The following is a 16595-nucleotide window of genomic DNA, read 5'->3' as shown; positions in this document are numbered from 1 at the left end:
TCCTACCCCCCCTTGGGTGGGGGGTTTGGTAGGTGGGGTGCTTAACCGGTCGTTCGAGGTGTCGAGTTCAGGTGTCCCAGCCGCCCTTCCTCAGCACGTCCCGGCCGATCAGCGTGCGCAGGATCTCGGAGGTGCCGCCGCCCGAGAGCAGGAAGCGGGCATCGCGGAAGTAGCGCTGGGCGGAGTACTCACTGGCAAACCCATAGGAGCCGAAGATGCGGGTGGTCTCGTCCACTATGCGAACGCAGGCCTCGGTCGCGTGCAGCTTGGCCATGGCGGCAAGAGTGGTCAGCGGCCCCGTACCATCCTCATCCACCTGCCGGGCCGCCTCGGTTGAGAGCGTCCGGGCGGCCTGCAGGTCCGTGGACATGTCGGCCAGCTTGGCGGCGATCAGCTGGTACTCGCCGATGGGCTTGCCGAAAGTCTGGCGCTCGGCGGCGTACTTGGCGCTGTCCGCCAATGCCCGCCGGCCCAAACCCAGAGCCAGGAACGCAGTCATGATGCGGATCTCGCTCAGCACCCCGCCCACATTCTTGACGCCCTCCCCCTCCGCGCCCAGCAGCGCTTGCGGCGGGACCTCGCAGTCGATGTGCACTTCACTGGTGAGCGAACTCCGCGTCCCCAGCTTCTCGATCGGCCTGCCCACCGCGAAGCCCGGGGTATCAGCATCGAGCAGGAAGAGAGCGATGTTCTTGAGCCCCGGCTCGTCGCTGGTCTTGGCGCCAACCGTCAGGAAGGAGGCGACCGGCGCGTTAGTGATCCAGGTCTTGGCGCCAGTGATGTGCCAGCCGTTGGCGGTCCGGCGCGCCCGAGTGCGCAGGCCGCCCAGGTCGCTGCCCGCCTCCGGCTCCGTCAGCGCGAAGGTGGCGATCCGCTCCCCGCTAAGAGCCGGTCGGAGATAGCTCTCGTGCTGCTCGGGGGTTCCAAACCGATAAACGAACACCGTCCCCATGAGTGATTGCATTGCTGCGATGGCTGCCAGCGCCAGCGAACCGGCCGCCAGTTCCTCGTAGAAGAGGCACTCGGTTTCAAAGTCCGCGTCCTGTCCGCCGAGCGCTTCGGGATAGCGCAAGCCCAGATAGCCCAGCTCCGCCAGCCGCCCGAACAGCTGCCGGGGAAAGCGGCCGTGCTGATCAAGCTCCTCCGCGCGCGGCAGCACCTCCCTCTCGACGAAGGAGCGCACGCTGGCGCGAAAGAGCCGCCGCTCCTCGCGCGGATCGGCGTCAGCCAAAGATGTCGACAGGCTCCTGGTAGGTGCCAAAGACCTGGCGCAGCGCTCCCATCACCTCGCCCACCGTGGCATAGGCGCGAACGCACTCGACTGTGTAAGGCATCAGGTTCTCCGCGGGCAGGGCGGCGGCATCACGCAGTCGGTTCAGTGTTCGCTCGACCTCTTTTGGGGAGCGCCGCCGGCGGACTTCCGCCAGCCGCTCCAACTGCTCGTCCAGCGCAGCTGGATCATGCTGGTAGAGGCGGGTCGGCGGTGGCTCCTCGGCGGTGACGAAGATGTTCTCCCCCACCACCTTGCGTTCGCCTGTCTCCACCGCCTGCGAGTGGCGGTAGGCCTCCTCCAGCACCAGACGCTGGACATACCCGTTCTCGATGCAGCGCGCCATGCCGCCCCGCTCCCGCACATCGTCCATCAGCTCCAGGATGCGGCGCTCGTACTCGTCGGTCAGCGACTCCACAAAGTAGGAGCCAGCGAGCGGATCTGCGGTGTCGGCGATGCCTGACTCGTGTGCCACTATCTGCTGCGTGCGCAGCGCAGTCAGCATCGCCTCCTGGTCGGGGATCTCAAAGGCCTCCTGCCAGGTGTTGACAGTGAGTGACTGCAGACCGCCCAGGACCAGCGCCATGGTCTCGACAGTGGCACGCACTATGTTGTTGAGCGGCTGACGGTGGCTGAAGGTGGAGCCGCACGTTCCTGCGAACCAGAGGAACCGCCAGCTGCGCTCATCCTGGGCGCCGTAACCCTCGCGCATCAACCGGGCCCAGATGCGGCGGGAGGCTCGGTACTTGGCCACCTCCTCGAAGAAGTTCATGAAGGCGCCCAGGTTCCAGGAGATCCGGGGCGCGAAGCTGTCGATGGGAATGCCCCGCGCCAGCACGCGATCTATGTACTCCCGCGCGTTGGAGATGGCGAAGGCCATCTCCTGCACTGCCGTGGCGCCCGATTCCCGAATGTGGTAGCCGCAGACTGAGATCGGATTGGCGCGCGGCATGCTGGTGCTGCAGTACTGGAAGGTGTCGGCCACCAGCCGCAGCGAGGGCTCGACCGGAAAGACGCAGGCGCCGCGCGCGAAGAACTCCTTCAGGATGTCGTTCTGGACTATCGGCCGCAGGCGCTCGGGCGCCACGCCCTGCTTCTCGCCGGCCACCTGATAGAGCGCGAGGAAGAGGAAGGCCGGCGCGTTGATGGTGAAGCTGGTCGAGACCTGGTCCAGCGGGATGCCGTCGAAGAGCACTTCGAAGTCGGCCAGCGAGTCGATCGCCACGCCTACGCGGCCGACCTCCGCGCGCCACTCCGGATGATCCGAGTCGTAGCCCATCTGCGTCGGCAGATCGAGCGCCGTGGAGAGCCCCGTCACGCCTTCCTCGGCCAGCAGCCTCCGGTTCCACTCGTTGGTGAGGCGCGGAGTGCCAAAGCCCGTATACGTTCGCATGGTCCAGTACTTCTCCCGGTACATGTGGGGATAGGGACCGCGCGTGTACGGATACTGGCCGGGATCCGCGAGATCTCGCTCATAGTCCAGGCCGGCGACGTCCTCCGGTCGGTAGACAGGCTTGACCTCAACTCCGGACGTTGTCTCCGCCGGCCTGACCGACCGCGTCTGCGCCATCCTGCTAGTGTGCCGCAGGTCCTCGTGAATTGCAGGGCCGGGGCAGATCAGGCCTTGAGCGAGCGCAGCGCCAGCCAGGCCTTCCGCTGGCGCGACACGTGAGATCGCCAGGGACGCGTGCTGCCGAAGCCGTCGCGTCCGATCTGCCTCAGGATCTCCCGATACATGAGGGCCGCCGCGAGCACGCCGCGGCGACCGCGGCGGAGCTGCGAGATGCCGGCGATCCCCAGGCGGTACCAATCTTCAGTCAGCCTGATCTGGTCCTCCAGCAGCGGCCGCCGTTCCGCCTGAGTCAGGTCGTGGATGCCCAGCCGCTGAAGCGTCTCGGCTGCGAGGTAGATGCGTCCCCGTGCCAGGTCCTCATCGATGTCGCGCAGGATGTTGGTTCGCTGCATGGCGATGCCCAGCGCCCAAGCCGCCGAATCTGCCTCAGGAGGGGAGCCGAGAATGGCGGCGAGCAGGCGACCCACGGTTCCCGCAACCTGATAGGCGTAGAGGTCCACATCAGCTTCTGTCCGGAAGCCGGGGCCGCTCAAATCGGTGCGCATGCCGACTACGAAGTCGGCGACAGCATCGCGGGGCAGATCAGGATGGCGCGCCGCCAAGTGCGCGAGAATCTCCGTTTCGCGGCTGCCACCCGTGCCGCCCAGGGCCCAGTTCTCGACACGATTCAGAACTTGAAGCGCTTCTGGTGAAGCGGCATCGACAAGGTCGTCCAGCGTCCGCAGCACAAAGTAGAGCAGGTAGACGTCGCTGCGGACCGAGGCCGGCAGGAGCCTGGTCGCCAGAGCGAACGTCCGCGCCACCCGCTTGGTCAGCGCTCTCGCGGCGACCACGTGGCCCGTGTCAACCACGGTCTGAGCCACAGTCGTCATTACAGCCCCAGATCCGAGTTGATCAGGTTGCTGGTCACCTCAGCACCCAGGAGCACGCCCGGAATCCCAGCCCCGGGATGGGTGCCGCCGCCCGCGTAGTAGAGGTTCGACACCTGGCGATCCCGATTGGGCGTCCGGAAGTAAGCCGACTGCCTGAGTATCGGCTCGGCCGCGAACGCGTTGCCGTCGACAGCGCCCAAGCGGTCGCGAAAGTCCAGAGGCGTCCAGGCCGCCTCGAAGGCGATATCGCTTCGCAACCCAGTGAGGCCGAGCCCGGCCGGGCTCTCCAGCTCGTTGAGCAGTCGCTCGCGCAGCTCCGTACTTGTGCACTGCCAATCCATCCCGGCCCTCAAGTTGGGCACCGGCAGCAACACTGCTAGCGATTCCCCGCCTGTTGTCGCCATGCCCGGTTCGGTGCGGGCAGGCGCGTGCACGTAAACAGAGATGTCGTCGGAGAGCCTCTCCCGGCGCGTCACATCCGTGATGAAGCCGCGATAATCGGCGCCCACCAGCAGCGTGTGGTGCTGAAGCTGCGGATAGCTGCGGCGGGTGCCGAGGTAGAGCAGGTAGCAGCCCATCGTGGAGCGCAGCCGGGGCCGTGGCCTGCCCAGCAGATCGGTCGCGGTGGTTACCGCGTCCGCGTTGCTGACGACCAGGTCCGCCGCCAGCTCTTCGCCACCCTCCAGCTGCACCCCCCGGACACGATTGCCGGCGGTCAGAATGCGCATCACTCGAGAGCCTGTCTCGATCCGGCCTCCGACCGCTCGAAGCAGGCTGCCCAGCGCCTGGATCAGCGCGTGGACGCCGCCCTCCACATACCAGACGCCCTGCTCGATCTGGAGATAGGCAAGCGCGGCGTAGACGGCAGGGACGCGAAATGGGTCACCGCCGATGAAGAGCGGATGGAAGCCGAACGCCTGGCGGACGTGCCGCTCCTGGAAGAAGCGGCCGACGAACGCATCGACGGAGCGCAGGGCGCCCAGCCGCAGCATCGCCGGCACCAGCGCCAGGAAGTCGGCCAGGCGCAGAAAGCTGCGCCGCCCGGCCACCAGGATCGCCTGTTCGTAGATTGCCCGGCTGGCCGCCAGGAAGCCGTCGTAGCGGGCGGCGTCGGCCCAGGAGAACTGGCCGATCTGCTCCAGCATGGCGGAGCGGTCGCCGTTGAACAGGAAGCTCCGGCTCTCGCCATGCCAGGCGATGCGATAGAAGGGATCGAGCAGCCGCAGCCTGACGGCTTGGTGCAAATCCTGCCCGGCGGCGGTGAACAGCTCCTCCAGCACCCAGGGCATGGTGATGAGCGAGGGGCCGACGTCGAAGGTGTAGCCCGCCTCCCGGATCTGGGCTGCCCGGCCGCCGATCACGGCTTCCTGCTCCAGTACCGTCACGTCCAGCCCCCGAGCGGCCAGGCGGATGCCGCAGGCGAGGCCGCCGAGGCCGGCACCGATCACCACTGCCCGCCGCCCAGGTCGGCTCACGCGGGGGTTCCCAGCCGCTCGTGGAATACGCCGTTGATCTGGAGCAGCAGCAGCGTTAAGAAGCAGCCTGCGACCAGGTTCAGACCCAGGAAGCCGCGCCAGGCAGTGCGCGCCTGCCGGGTGGCGATGAGCGCCAGTGCTGCGTAGGGCAGGACCACCACCGCCGCCACGAGGGCAGGACCACCACCGGTGGCTGTGAAGACTCCGGCCAGCAGGTAGACGCCGAAGGCGGCCACGGCGGTGGCGCGGCCGCCGAGCCAGGCGGCGATCGAGCCGATTCCGGCGGCTCTGTCGTACTCAACGTCCTGAATCGCGCCCAAAGCCTGTGAGGCCATGCCCCAGAGCAGGAAGGCGAGCAGAAAGCGCCAGGGCAGCGCGCTGAGGTGGGCGCCCGCCAAAAGCCCGCCGCAAACCGGCGGCAAGACGAAGTGAAGGGAGCTGTTGAGCGAGTCAAGGAAGGGCCTTTCCTTGAGTCGTAGGGGCGGCGCCGAGTAGCTGACAGCGGCCAGCACCGTGAAGGCCAGCACTCCTGCCGCAACCGGACCCGCCAGCCAGGCCATCGCCAGCAGCAGGGGCACATTGGTCGCCGCGATGGTCAGCAGCATGCGCCGGGCCTGAGCAGGCGGCACCAAGCCCCCCTCGATGGCACCCCCCTTGCGCGGGTTGCGACGGTCAGACTCGTAATCGAAGAGATCGTTGACGCCGTACAGCAGCAGGTTGTAGGGCAGCAGGAAATACACGGTGCCCAGCACCACCGCAGCTGTCACGCGGCCGGTGAGCAACGCGACGGCCAAGAAGGGCAGCGCCGTGTTGATCCAGCTATAGGGCCGGCTAGCTCTCAGCATGGCGACCACACCAGGCACTGACGGCGACGGCATACAGAGCCAGGCCGTAGAGCAGATCCTCAACCGGCATCCTGCCGATCCCCACACCCGAGCGATAGCGGTCGGCGTAGTGATAGAGCCCTTCACTCGTCATCAGGAGATCAAAGGCAGCCGTGAGCAGGCCGAAGACAACGATTCCTGCCCAGAAAGCTGGCCGCCGCCAGCTGCCGGTCACGGCGGCCAACACCGCGGCCACCAGGAGAAGCCCGAGGGACGCCAGCGTGTACTCCCTCAACGAGTCGCGAGCCGTGTCGCCAGGAAGCGGAAGATCACCACCGAAACCAGCGTCAGAAATCCCAGCAGGATCGGCTCCTCCAAGGGGATGCCTGGCGGAAAGATGACTGAGTTCAGCCGAGGATCGCTGGCGAACCAGCCCCGCGCCGACCCCGTCACGTCGAAGGCCAGAAAGAGGGGAACCGTGATCAGCACCGCCCGAACCAGGCGCCGGCCGAAGCCAAGCTGCCAGCGGCCGGCCAGGACGAGCGTTCCCGTCCAGCTGCCGATCAGCAGAAGCAGGTAGGTGTAGCGAATCACGAATTGCGCCTGATGAGCCGCTCCGTCAGCTGCTCCAGCTCAGACTCGGCCTCCGGAGCGACTGGCATGGCCCGCAGCGCCGCCAGCGCTTCGGTTTCCAGCCGGCTGATCTCCGCTTCGGCGGCCGCCGCGGCGCCAGACTCCAGAGCTGCCGCCCGCAGTTCGGGCACAGTCTCCAGTCGCGCGGCATCGGGTCGGAGCCGGAGCGTGCGGGCCCAGAGCCACGTCGGCTTACGCTCCAGCAGGTCCTGGCCGCTGGGCTTGCCCGTTACCTCCGGGTCGCCGAAGGCGCCCAGCTGATCGTCCCTGAGCTGGAATGCGATGCCGGCGGGCACGGCGAAACCCGGCACGCTGTCGAGCAATGAAACCGGTGCGCCGGCCAGTGCCATCCCGAGCTGGATCGGCCGTTGCACCGTGTAGCAGGCTGTCTTGTAACGGTTCACGCGCAGCGCGTCCTCTTCGGTCAGCCGATCTGTGTGGGAGACGACGATGTCCAGATACTGGCCGAGCGTCACTTCCGCGCACAGCTCGTGGTAAACACGCAGCCCTGCCTGCAGACGTTCAGCTGGAAAGCCTGACTCGGCCAGCAGTTGGCCCGACCAGATGAGGGCCAGGTCGCCGAGCAGGATGGCGGCGCTCTCACCGAAGCGGTCGCGCCGTCCGCTCTGCGCCGCCCCGGCCAGGCGGACGTGGCTGGCGGGACGGCCGCGGCGCGTCGGCGCCTGGTCGATGACGTCGTCCTGAATCAGAGCGAAGGTGTGCAGGAGCTCGAGCGCCGCCGCCGCCTGGAGCATCTCGCGCCCCACGGTCGCGCCGGCCGCCCGATGGCCCCAACAGGCGAGCTGCGGCCGCAGCCGCTTACCCGGTGCCCTCACAGCGCTCTCGAGTTCGGCGTGCAGGACCAGCAGACGATCGTCGAGGTCAACCGCCTCCTGCCGGCGCGCGGCCAGAAAGTCGGAGAGAAGGCTGACCACCGCCTCGTCAACAGATCCTGGTTTGATGAATTCACTCACTTAGTAAGTATCTTGGCTGATAATCTAACCATGCAGCGATCTCTTCCACCCACCGCGCTCGAGGAGGTGCTGCTGCACCTCCGGATGATGGCGACCGAGGTGGATGCCGTCAGCGGTGCGGCGGCCGAGCACATGAGCCTGAACCGGACCGAGCTCCGCGCCCTCCACTGCTTACGGGCCATCGGGGATTCGGCCACCGCCGGCGACCTGGCCCGAATGCTGGCGCTGACCACTGGCGCCACAACGCGGGTCATCGACGGCCTGGTGGATCACGGCCACGCCCAGCGCATGCCGGATGCCCAGGACCGCCGGCGGACGGTAGTTACGCTCACACCAAGCGTGAAGGTCCAGCTCAGAGGGCTGTTCATGCCGCTCGGTGAGGAGATGCGGCGCGAGCTCAGGGAGATGAACATCGAGGATGATGCGCTGGCCGCCATGTCGAGGGTGCTGGAGGTGGCCCGCCGCCTGATGCGCGAGCACACCCACCGGCTGCACCAGAGCGCCCTCTCAACGACCGGCAGCCCCGGCGCCTCGGTCGGCGCGGACGACCATTCCAGTGAGCGGCAGTGAAGGCGATCGAGCACCGCAAGGCGGAGCACCTGCGGATCAACATCGAGGAGAACGTGGCTGGCAAAGGCATCAGCGCAGGGTTCGAGCAGTGGCGGTTTGAACATGTGGCGCTGCCGGAGATCTCGCTTGCCACTGTGGATCTCACGGCGGAGCTGTTCGGCCGTCAGCTGGGCGCCCCGATCCTCCTCTCCTGCATGACCGGAGGCGTCGAGGAAGCGGGGCGCTTGAATCGCGAGCTGGCGGGCGTGGCGCAGGTGTTCGGGCTGCCCATGGGTCTCGGCTCGGGCCGGGCGCTGCTGGAGGATCCTGCCCTTCTGCCCACTTTCCTCGTTCGGGCCGAAGCGCCGGATGTGCCGCTGCTGGCGAACCTGGGCGCCATCCAGCTGAACCGCGGAGTCAGCGCTGAAGCCTGCCGCCGGTTGGTCGATCAACTTCAGGCCGACGCTCTCGTCCTGCACCTGAACCCGTTGCAAGAAGCTCTGCAAGCGGCCGGCGACACCGACTTCTCAGGCCTGCTGGGTAGGATTGCCACCCTCTGCTCGGAGCTCGAGTGTCCCGTGGTGGTGAAGGAGGTCGGCTGGGGGATAGCCGCCGACTTGGTCAGGCGCCTCTGGGACGCCGGGGTGGCGGCGATCGATGTGGCCGGCGCCGGCGGAACCAGTTGGAGCGAGGTCGAGCGGCACCGGCTGGACAACGCGGTCCGGGCCCGCGTTGCGGGCGCCTTCGCCGGCTGGGGCATCCCCACAGCTACCGCCATCCTTGAGGGCCGTGCGGCGGCTCCCGAGGCGACGCTGATAGCCAGCGGCGGCATCGCCGACGGTATCGACATCGCCAAGAGCATCGCGCTGGGCGCCGATCTGGCCGGGCTGGCCGGCCCGTTCCTTCGGGCCGCCGCCGCCGGCTCGGCGGCAGAGCTCGCGGCCGAACTCTGTGAGACACTGCGCCTGGCGATGTTCGCGATTGGCGCCTCCGATCTAAGTCAGCTTCGCAACAGCCCCCGACTCAAGCCGGCTTGATAAGCACTGCCCTGGCCGCAGGCCAGGCGGGCATGGCCGTGCTGGTGCTTGGCCGCTTTCTTCGGCGGTCGCAGACGGCGCCGGCCCGGCTGGTCAAGGTTGACAGGGCTGCCGTCTCGGTGCTGGTGCCGGCCCTGGACGAGGAGCTGCGGCTTTCTGCCTGCCTCCAAGCGCTTTGCCGCCTCGCTCCGGAGGTGAGCGAGATCCTGGTTCTGGACGGCGGTTCTCGGGATGGCACCGTAGCGCTGGCCGAGGGCTTTGCGGCTGCAGAACCGAAGTTCCGGGTGGTCCAGGTGGGCGCGCCGCCGCCAGGCTGGAACGGCAAGGCGTGGAACCTGGAGGCAGGCCGCCGGCTGGCGACCGGCACCCATCTTCTCACGGTGGACGCCGACGTTCGCTTGGGGCCTGGCGCGCTGCCCTTACTTCTGTCGCAGGCGCAGCGCTCAGGCCTTGCCTCCACCAGCCTGGCCACCAGGCAGGAGGTGCCGGGGCTCTGGCTGGGAGCGCTGCATCCCGCTCGCTGACCACCTACATCTACCGGCAGGGACGGCCGGGGCGGATCAGCGTGACACCGGAGCGAGCGGAGGCCAGCGGCCAGTGCCAACTGCTGGAGAGCGGAGCGCTGAGCGAGATCGGGGGTTTCAGCCGGGTTCGCGCATCCACTTGCGAGGACGTCAGCCTGGCGCGCGAGCTGACCGCCGCCGGCTACGCCGTCGGACTGTTTGAGGGCGGAGGGGCGGCCACGACCCGGATGTACGAGGGGGTCGGCGAAGCGTGGCGCGGGATGCCGCGCTCGCTGGCGCTGAGAGATCGCTTCTGGACGTGGCGCGACTGGCCCCGGCTGGTAGGTGCGCTGCTGACCCAGGCACCGCCCCTTCCGCTAAGCCTCCTGACCAGCCGGCGGCCGGGCGCACTCCGGTCGGTGAACCTGGCCCTGCTCGTGATGCCGCTGGGCGTCCTGCTGGGCACGCGGCGCGCGTATGCGAGCATCAGGTGGACCTATTGGCTTTCACTGCTCGCCGACATCCCGGCAGCTCTGACACTGACGGCCAGCGCCTTGCGCCGCAAGCACACCTGGCGTGGCCGGAGGCTGGTGATCGACCGCCGCTCCTTTCGGCTCGGCCCGCATAGATTGTCCCCGCGATTAGGGGACTGAGCGCAACAAAGGCTCGGCCAGGTCTCGGCGGCCACCGGCGCCCAGGACTTCACACTCGAGCAGGGCACGGGCCGCGGCCGGATCTCGTTTACGCAGTTGCAGTGTGTCGGCGGCGCGTCGCACTGTCCAGCGCGGATAGGGCCGATCGTCCAGCCTCCACCAGCCCAGGCTGCAGCACCCGGAGATACCAGCCGTGCCGGCCGGTGTCGAGGACTCTGCCGAAAGGTCGGGCCGGTTCCAGCGACGGCTGATCTTGAAGCAGGGACCGCGCGACTGCGAGACCTGGACGATCGCCTCCCCCAGCTCGTAAACATCTCCAAGGCAGACGCTGTGTTCATCCTGGCCGGCGATCGTGAAGTTCTCGCCGAAGCCGCCCGGGCCCAGCTCGGCCAGGTCCAGTTCAGCCCGCCAAAGGGGGTAATGGTCCGCCGAGTAGCCGAGCACCGCCATGTCGGGGCCGCGGTGCACGCCAAGATCGGCCTGCTGATTTTCGGCCAGATTCTCCCAGTCGAGCCAGACCGGCCCCGCCGTCGGCTGCTTCACGAAAGCCGACCGCCAGCTCTTGCCCTCCGGCGTCACCCGCGAGGTCGGCCGGCCGACGTGCACCGCCGTGAGCTGGCCCGCGTCAGTCGAGATCACGCTTCCCTGAACCAATTCGGGCGCTGATTCGTTTCACATCAATAGACGCCAGGAGGTTCGCTAACGATGAATCAGCCATCCAGCTCACGATCCAGCAATGACAAGGCCGCGGACTTCCGCGCCGGCCCTCCGGCGCCAGACCTGAACAGCCAGTTCGAGGAGCTGCTGCACCAGGTTTGGTCGGCCGAAGCTGAGTGGCGGTTCGACGACCGCCTCGATCTCGCCGTCAAATACCGGCGGCCCGCACGACCCAAGCTCGGCTGAGACCGGGAGGCCAGACTCGGTGGCCACGGCTCAGGCCGTCGCAGCGACCTCCTGCAGTTCCGAGCGCTTGCGCTCGACGTGCTTCAAGACCAGGTCGGCGTTGCGCTGCTTGATCTGCTCATAGCCGCGGATCCGATCCGGCGTCGCCGCCAGCTGCACAGCCGTCCCGTGATTCGCCGGCGTGAGGTTGGCGCAGATCTCGTCCAGCAGCTCCTCATACCAACTGATGAGAGCCCGTTCAAGGCGCCGGATCTCGCTCCGCGCGAACGGGTCCCAGGCGGTGCCGCGGAGCCGCCGGAGCGGAATCAGAGTCTGTAGGAAGGGCCGGAACCAGCCCCCCAGTTCCAGCTTTCGCTTCAAACCGCGGTCGCGGAGAAACGGCGGGTGCAGGTTGTAGCGGACCTTGGGCTTGTCGAAGGTCTCCTTGACTCGTAGCTCCCACTCCTGCTTCAGCAGCAGTCGGGCGACCTCGTACTCGTCCTTGTAGGCCATGAGCTTGTATAGGTGACGGACCGCTTGAGTGACGAGCTCCTCATTGCCCGGCAGCACCTGCTGTTCCGCTGCGTGCACCTCCAGTACCCGAGCCAGATAGCGGCCGGCATAAGCGACGTCCTGATAGCCGATCAGCTCCCCCAAGCGATACCCCAGCGCCCTCCGCAGATCCTCGCTCAAGCCGGCCCGACCCGCGTCGGCCAGCATTTCTTGGTAGGCACCCCCCAGGTCGCCGAGCCGCTGCAGGTACTGCTTACGCACTTCCTCATAGCGCAGCGGCGGCGGCGAGAGAGAGCGCCTGACCGCCGCCGGGTCGTGCCGATAGAGCCGGCCGTAACGGAAGGCCTGGAGGTTGCGGTCGACCGCCACACCGTTCAGCCGGATCGCCTCCTCCAGATCGGCAAAGGCGACAGGCAGCACGCCTGACTGATAGGCAACGCCGAGCATGAAGGTGTTGGTGAGCATCTGGTCACCGAAGAGCGCTTCAGCCGTCTTTCCGGCGTCGATCCAGACGTTCCGCTCTGGCTGGCTCCACTGGTCGATGGCGCTCTCCAGCGCGCTCTTGCCAGGGAGCAGGATGTCCACGTGGCGCACTGTCTCCGCGGTCGGTTGCAGCGAAGAGTCGGCCACCACCACAGTGCGGCCGGGCGCCATCCGATCGGCATTGAGGGGCGCCACCACGCCCAGCGCGTCGAGGCCGAGCATCAGGTCCGCCCCGGCCACGCCGACGCGGTTGGAGCGGTAGGGATCCTGCTCCCCCGGCAGGATGACGAGGGAGGAAAGCACGGCGCCTCCCTTCTGCGCCAGTCCTGTCTGGTCCAGCGCGTGCACAGCCTTACCGCCCAGCATGGCCGCGACGGCCAGCACCTGGTTGGTGGTGACGACGCCGGTGCCGCCGATGCCCGGCATGTAAACGCGATAGCCGTCAGGCGGCACGCTCGGCTTGCCAGCAGGCTCCGGCAACTTGTCCAGACTCAGCTCGGGCACGGGCTTGCGCACCACGCCGCCTTCTGAGATGACCGTCAGAAAGCTCGGGCAGTCGCCCCGCGAGCACGAATAGTCCTTGTTGCAGGACGACTGGTGGATCTGCGTCTTGCGGCCGAACTCGGTCTCGATCGGCTGCACCGACATGCAGTTGGAGATGTCGCCGCAGTCGCCGCAGCCCTCGCAGACCTCCTCGTTGATGAAGATGAACTTCGTGGGCTGTGGCTGCTTGCCGCGCTTGCGCGCCCGCCGCTTCTCGGCCGCGCACTCCTGATCGAAGACCAGCACAGTGACGCCAGGAGTGTCCCGCAGCTCGCGCACAGCAGCCTCGTACCGCTCGCGGGGAAAGAGCTTCGCGTTGCTCGCCAGCCTGGCTAAATGCCAGCGATCCGGATCCTCGCTCACCACTATCGTGCGCCTGACGCCCTCCGACTCCAGGTAGCGGGTGAGCGTCGGCACGTCGGTGGCGCCGGTCGCGTGCTGGCCGCCAGTCATGGCGACGTGACCGTTGTAGAGGAGCTTGAAAGTGATGTTCACGCCGGCTGCCACGCAGGCGCGGACCGACTGGGAGGCAGAGTGGAAGAAGGTCCCGTCGCCGACGTTCTGGAGGAAGTGCTCAGTGTCGACGAAGGGCGCCAGGCCGATGAAGGCGGAGCCCTCGGCGCCCATGGGTGCCGCGTTGATAGTCCGCCGTTCCGGCTGGCTCATCATCGGCGCCATGCCGTGACAGCCGATGCCACCGCCCACCAGTTCGCCGTCGAGCGAGACGGTCGAGCGGCTATGCGGGCAGCCCGGGCAGTAGTTGGGCAACCGGCGCAGGAAGGCGTCATAGGACCGGCCCCGGACCTCCGCGACTGCGCTCAAGCGGCGTGAGACCGGGTCTCCACCGCCCAGCTCGAGCAGGCGCGGGCCGATTCGCTCTGCCACCAGATCTGCGTCAAGTTCGCCGAAGTAGGGGAACCAATGCTGCCCCTCCGCGTTCAGCTTGCCCAGCACGTGCGGGCGCTTGGGCAGGTCGTAGAGCAGGTTGCGAACCTGGCCCTCGACCAGATCTCGCTTCTCCTCGATGACCACTATCTCCTGCAGGCCTTGCGCGAATTCACGCACCACCTGGGGGTCGAGCGGATAGGGCATGCCGACCTTGAGCACTCGCACTCCCAGCCGCTGCAGCGCGGGTGCGTCCAGACCCAGGTCCAGCAGCGCCTGGCGGAGGTCGGAAAAGGACTTGCCCGACGCGACCAGGCCCAGGCGATCCCGCCGCCCCTTGACAGTGATTCGGTTCAGCTGGTTGGCGCGAGCGTAGGCGTGAGCGGCCGGGAAGCGCTCCTCGAAGAGGTGTCTCTCCATCTCGATCGAACCGGGGGCGAAGAAGAGGAAGGAGTTGGGCTTCTGGAAGTCACCGAGATCAGGGATGACTATCGGCGGTTTGGCCGGGCTGAGATCGACAGTGGCGCCCCCATCACAGAGGTTGGTCACACACTTGAGCGCGGGCCAGAGCCCCGTCAGGCGGGAGAGCGCGATCCCGTGGAGGCCCAGCTCCAGCAGCTCCGAGACCGAGGCCGGCGCCAAGACAGGCATGCCGCAGGCGACGAAGTCCCATTCGGAAGCGTTGGGCAGGGTCGAGCTCTTGGCCTGAGGGTCGTCGGCGGCCAGGGCCAGCAGCCCTGAGTGACGCGGACCGCCGCCCAAGTTAGCGTGCTTGAAGATGTCCAGGCAGCGGTCGACGCCAGGGCTCTTGCCGTACCAGATGCCGGTGACCCCGTCGTAGGTGGATTGGAAGACCTCGGTCATCTGGCTGCCCCAGACGACTGTGGCCGCCAGCTCCTCATTCAATCCCGGCCGGAGGTGAATGTCAAGCGGTTCCAGGTGCTTTTTGGCTCGGGCCAGCTCCAGGTCGTAACCACCCAGCGGCGAGCCGGGATAGCCGCTGATCATGATCCCTGTCCTGAGCCTTGCCGCGCGATCGCGCTGAGCTTGGATCATCGGCAGCCGGACCAGCGCCTGGACGCCTGTCATGAACGCGCGGCCTATCTCGAGGGTGTATTTGTCCTCCAGCGAGACAGGCATTAGCAAGCGTCCGCCCAGCGGTTCACTATGCGGATTCTAGTTGCCTGCAACTGTCGGATATTCAGCAGGCCCTCATGGCCTCCCTTGACCGGCGTTCCGGGCTGGCGGCGCCAAGATCCCGGGGGACCGGGTCCTGGCACGCGGGCATCAGGGCCCGGAAGGCGCCCCGTCGATCTGGGGCCTCGGATGCTAACTCTGGCCGGAACAGGCAACAGCAACAGGCAGCCAGGCCCATCCAGTCGGAGGCCCAGCGGGCTTGCCATGCTGTTAGAAAGCCGCGGCTGGGCAAAGTCGCATAGTCATCCCTTCCCGCGTGCGCGGACTTACCATCTCCACTTACCACATTGCTCCCGTAGGTTTGTGGGACATGGCTGAGGTGGCGGGATCACTCGACTTCGACGATCTCTACCAGCGTTACCGCCTGCCGATTTATCGCTCGATCCGCGGTATTGTCCTGGACGGCGCGGCAGCTGAGGATCTGACTCAGGAAACGTTCGAGCGGGCCTTCAAGGCGCAATCTGAGAGCATCACCGCGGCCGGTGCCTGGCTGCACAGGATTGGCATCAACCTAGCGCTCTCCCACCTCCGACGCCAGAAGCTGGCACGACTCCTGCCTGTCAAGCTGTTCACCCGCGAGGAAGTGAGCGACTTCGACCGCTCGGAGAACCGCACAGCCGTGAGTCGGGCCCTCGAGGCGCTCAACCCCAACCAGCGCGCAGTGGTGGTGCTCACCTACTACAGCGATCTCACCCGAGAGGAGGTCAGCCAGTCGCTGGGCATCCCGCCGGGCACGGTCGCCTCGCGCTTGACTGCCGCACTCAGGATCATGCGCGGCGTGATAGGTAAAACGGAAACCGCTCCCGAAGCGTCCTTAGCTTCAGGACCCGACAATGGATGAGACTGAGAATCGGCGGCCGACCGACCAGATCGCTGCCTTGATTCGCGGCGAACTCGATGCCTACCAGCCCCGGCGACTGCCCGCCAGGATGCCCGACTGGGGCGGTCTGATCCGGGCCGAGTTGGAGACATATCAACCCAGCCGGCTCCCCGCTCGCCTGCCCGACTGGCAAACGTTGGTACAGGGTGAGTTGAAGTCCTACCGGCCTGACCACCTTCCGGCAACCTTCCGCCAGGTACTCGAACGCAAGCCGAAGCGCGTCTGGGAACCGCACTTGAACTGGGCGCCGGCCCTGGCGCTGACTGTGGTCGTCATCCTGGCGCTGGCCTTTGGCGGTGCGTCGGCACAGCCGGGCGGCTTCAGTGGGACCATGCAGCGGGTCGGCTTGACCAGGTTGCTGCAGGGCGCATCACCCACCCCCCTGCCGCCCAGGACTGAAAGCCCGAGCCCCGGTCCCCGCGATAACAGCGGCGGCGGCGCTGCGCCCCAGCCATCGCCGAGTGGGCAGGCTCCCGCCACGCCGGGCAGTCCAGGTGGTGGCGACCAGCCGTCCGCCAACCCAGGCGGTGGCGGCCAGCCACCTTCCAACCCTGGCGGTGGCGGCCAGCCGCCGATTCCGGTGCCGGCACCCGCGCCCCCGCCGGCGCCGCTGCCCCCGCTGCCGCCAGTGCCGCTGCCCACCCTGCCCCCTGTGCCGCTGCCTACGCTGCCCCCTGTGCCGCTGCCTACGCTGCCCCCCGTACCGTTGCCCACGCTGCCGGTCTGCCCGCCGGTTCCCGTTCCCGGTGTGCCGTGCAGGTGAGGAACCCGTCACAACAGGCGTAGAACGACTGGTTCTCGGCGCCACAGCGCGCTGGGGCCACGCTGCCGGCTAGCTCCGCAGCTAAT

At 67.5% G+C, this 16595-nt stretch carries 17 protein-coding genes; 7 read left to right on the top strand and 10 right to left on the bottom strand.

Annotated elements, in window-relative coordinates; genetic code table 11:
• Positions 1–67: 67 nt before the first annotated feature.
• Genes ACR2MZ_RS14515 through ACR2MZ_RS14480 form a run of 8 tightly spaced genes read right to left on the bottom strand, consistent with a single transcriptional unit; the run spans position 68 to position 7621 of the window.
• Positions 68–1231 carry an acyl-CoA dehydrogenase family protein gene (locus ACR2MZ_RS14515; protein WP_434005764.1) on the bottom strand — a complete coding sequence of 388 codons (1164 nt, stop codon included), beginning with the start codon at positions 1229–1231 and terminating at the stop codon, positions 68–70.
• Positions 1224–2840 (bottom strand): acyl-CoA mutase large subunit family protein, encoded by a 1617-nt coding sequence (locus tag ACR2MZ_RS14510; RefSeq protein WP_434005763.1) that lies wholly within the window; start codon positions 2838–2840, stop codon positions 1224–1226. The genes ACR2MZ_RS14515 and ACR2MZ_RS14510 overlap by 8 nt, the downstream gene beginning before the upstream one ends.
• A gap of 47 nt (positions 2841–2887) precedes the next feature.
• Positions 2888–3715: a phytoene/squalene synthase family protein gene (locus ACR2MZ_RS14505; RefSeq protein WP_434005762.1), complete on the bottom strand. Its 828-nt coding sequence runs from the start codon at positions 3713–3715 to the stop codon at positions 2888–2890.
• Complete coding sequence (gene crtI, locus ACR2MZ_RS14500) at positions 3715–5190, bottom strand: phytoene desaturase family protein (protein ID WP_434005761.1); 1476 nt, start codon at positions 5188–5190, stop codon at positions 3715–3717. Before crtI ends, ACR2MZ_RS14505 begins: the two co-directional genes overlap by 1 nt.
• Entirely contained in the window at positions 5187–6035 is an 849-nt protein-coding gene (locus ACR2MZ_RS14495; protein WP_434005760.1) for a prenyltransferase, read from the bottom strand. The genes crtI and ACR2MZ_RS14495 overlap by 4 nt, the downstream gene beginning before the upstream one ends.
• Positions 6022–6309, bottom strand: a complete 288-nt coding sequence (locus ACR2MZ_RS14490) for a lycopene cyclase domain-containing protein (protein ID WP_434005759.1) — start codon at positions 6307–6309, stop codon at positions 6022–6024. Before ACR2MZ_RS14490 ends, ACR2MZ_RS14495 begins: the two co-directional genes overlap by 14 nt.
• A complete protein-coding gene (locus ACR2MZ_RS14485) occupies positions 6306–6608 on the bottom strand; it encodes a hypothetical protein (protein ID WP_434005758.1) in 303 nt (100 codons plus the stop codon). The genes ACR2MZ_RS14490 and ACR2MZ_RS14485 overlap by 4 nt, the downstream gene beginning before the upstream one ends.
• A complete protein-coding gene (locus ACR2MZ_RS14480) occupies positions 6605–7621 on the bottom strand; it encodes a polyprenyl synthetase family protein (protein WP_434005757.1) in 1017 nt (338 codons plus the stop codon). Before ACR2MZ_RS14480 ends, ACR2MZ_RS14485 begins: the two co-directional genes overlap by 4 nt.
• Before the next feature lie 30 nt (positions 7622–7651).
• Between ACR2MZ_RS14480 and ACR2MZ_RS14475 the strand changes: the two genes are divergently transcribed.
• Genes ACR2MZ_RS14475 through ACR2MZ_RS14460 form a run of 4 tightly spaced genes read left to right on the top strand, consistent with a single transcriptional unit; the run spans position 7652 to position 10363 of the window.
• Positions 7652–8191, top strand: coding sequence for a MarR family transcriptional regulator (locus ACR2MZ_RS14475; protein ID WP_434005756.1), 540 nt, complete (start codon positions 7652–7654; stop codon positions 8189–8191).
• A complete protein-coding gene (gene fni, locus ACR2MZ_RS14470) occupies positions 8188–9207 on the top strand; it encodes a type 2 isopentenyl-diphosphate Delta-isomerase (protein ID WP_434005755.1) in 1020 nt (339 codons plus the stop codon). Before ACR2MZ_RS14475 ends, fni begins: the two co-directional genes overlap by 4 nt.
• Positions 9204–9731 (top strand): glycosyltransferase family 2 protein, encoded by a 528-nt coding sequence (locus tag ACR2MZ_RS14465; RefSeq protein ID WP_434005754.1) that lies wholly within the window; start codon positions 9204–9206, stop codon positions 9729–9731. Before fni ends, ACR2MZ_RS14465 begins: the two co-directional genes overlap by 4 nt.
• 41 nt (positions 9732–9772) lie before the next feature.
• Positions 9773–10363: a glycosyltransferase family 2 protein gene (locus tag ACR2MZ_RS14460; RefSeq protein ID WP_434005753.1), complete on the top strand. Its 591-nt coding sequence runs from the start codon at positions 9773–9775 to the stop codon at positions 10361–10363.
• Here ACR2MZ_RS14460 and ACR2MZ_RS14455 read toward each other — a convergent pair.
• Positions 10352–11002, bottom strand: a complete 651-nt coding sequence (locus ACR2MZ_RS14455; RefSeq protein ID WP_434005752.1) for an MOSC domain-containing protein — start codon at positions 11000–11002, stop codon at positions 10352–10354. The genes ACR2MZ_RS14460 and ACR2MZ_RS14455 overlap by 12 nt on opposite strands.
• A 66-nt stretch (positions 11003–11068) precedes the next feature.
• On the opposite strand from ACR2MZ_RS14455, the gene ACR2MZ_RS14450 reads away from it, so the two are divergent.
• Complete coding sequence (locus tag ACR2MZ_RS14450; RefSeq protein WP_434005751.1) at positions 11069–11266, top strand: hypothetical protein; 198 nt, start codon at positions 11069–11071, stop codon at positions 11264–11266.
• Positions 11267–11296: 30 nt separating this feature from the next.
• Here the strand turns inward: ACR2MZ_RS14450 and ACR2MZ_RS14445 are convergent, their stop codons facing one another.
• Positions 11297–14809, bottom strand: a complete 3513-nt coding sequence (locus tag ACR2MZ_RS14445) for an indolepyruvate ferredoxin oxidoreductase family protein (RefSeq protein WP_434005750.1) — start codon at positions 14807–14809, stop codon at positions 11297–11299.
• 367 nt (positions 14810–15176) lie between these two features.
• Here ACR2MZ_RS14445 and ACR2MZ_RS14440 point away from each other — a divergent pair, with 367 nt between their 5' ends.
• Both ACR2MZ_RS14440 and ACR2MZ_RS14435 read left to right on the top strand, forming a co-directional pair.
• Positions 15177–15707: an RNA polymerase sigma factor gene (locus tag ACR2MZ_RS14440; protein ID WP_434005749.1), complete on the top strand. Its 531-nt coding sequence runs from the start codon at positions 15177–15179 to the stop codon at positions 15705–15707.
• Positions 15700–16509, top strand: coding sequence for a hypothetical protein (locus ACR2MZ_RS14435; protein WP_434005748.1), 810 nt, complete (start codon positions 15700–15702; stop codon positions 16507–16509). The genes ACR2MZ_RS14440 and ACR2MZ_RS14435 overlap by 8 nt, the downstream gene beginning before the upstream one ends.
• Positions 16510–16595: the final 86 nt, after the last annotated feature.

Origin of the sequence: Candidatus Dormiibacter sp., from assembly GCF_050999135.1 — a bacterium.
Lineage (GTDB): Bacteria > Chloroflexota > Dormibacteria > Dormibacterales > Dormibacteraceae > Dormiibacter > Dormiibacter spiritus.
This window is presented reverse-complemented; position numbering and strand designations above follow the sequence as displayed.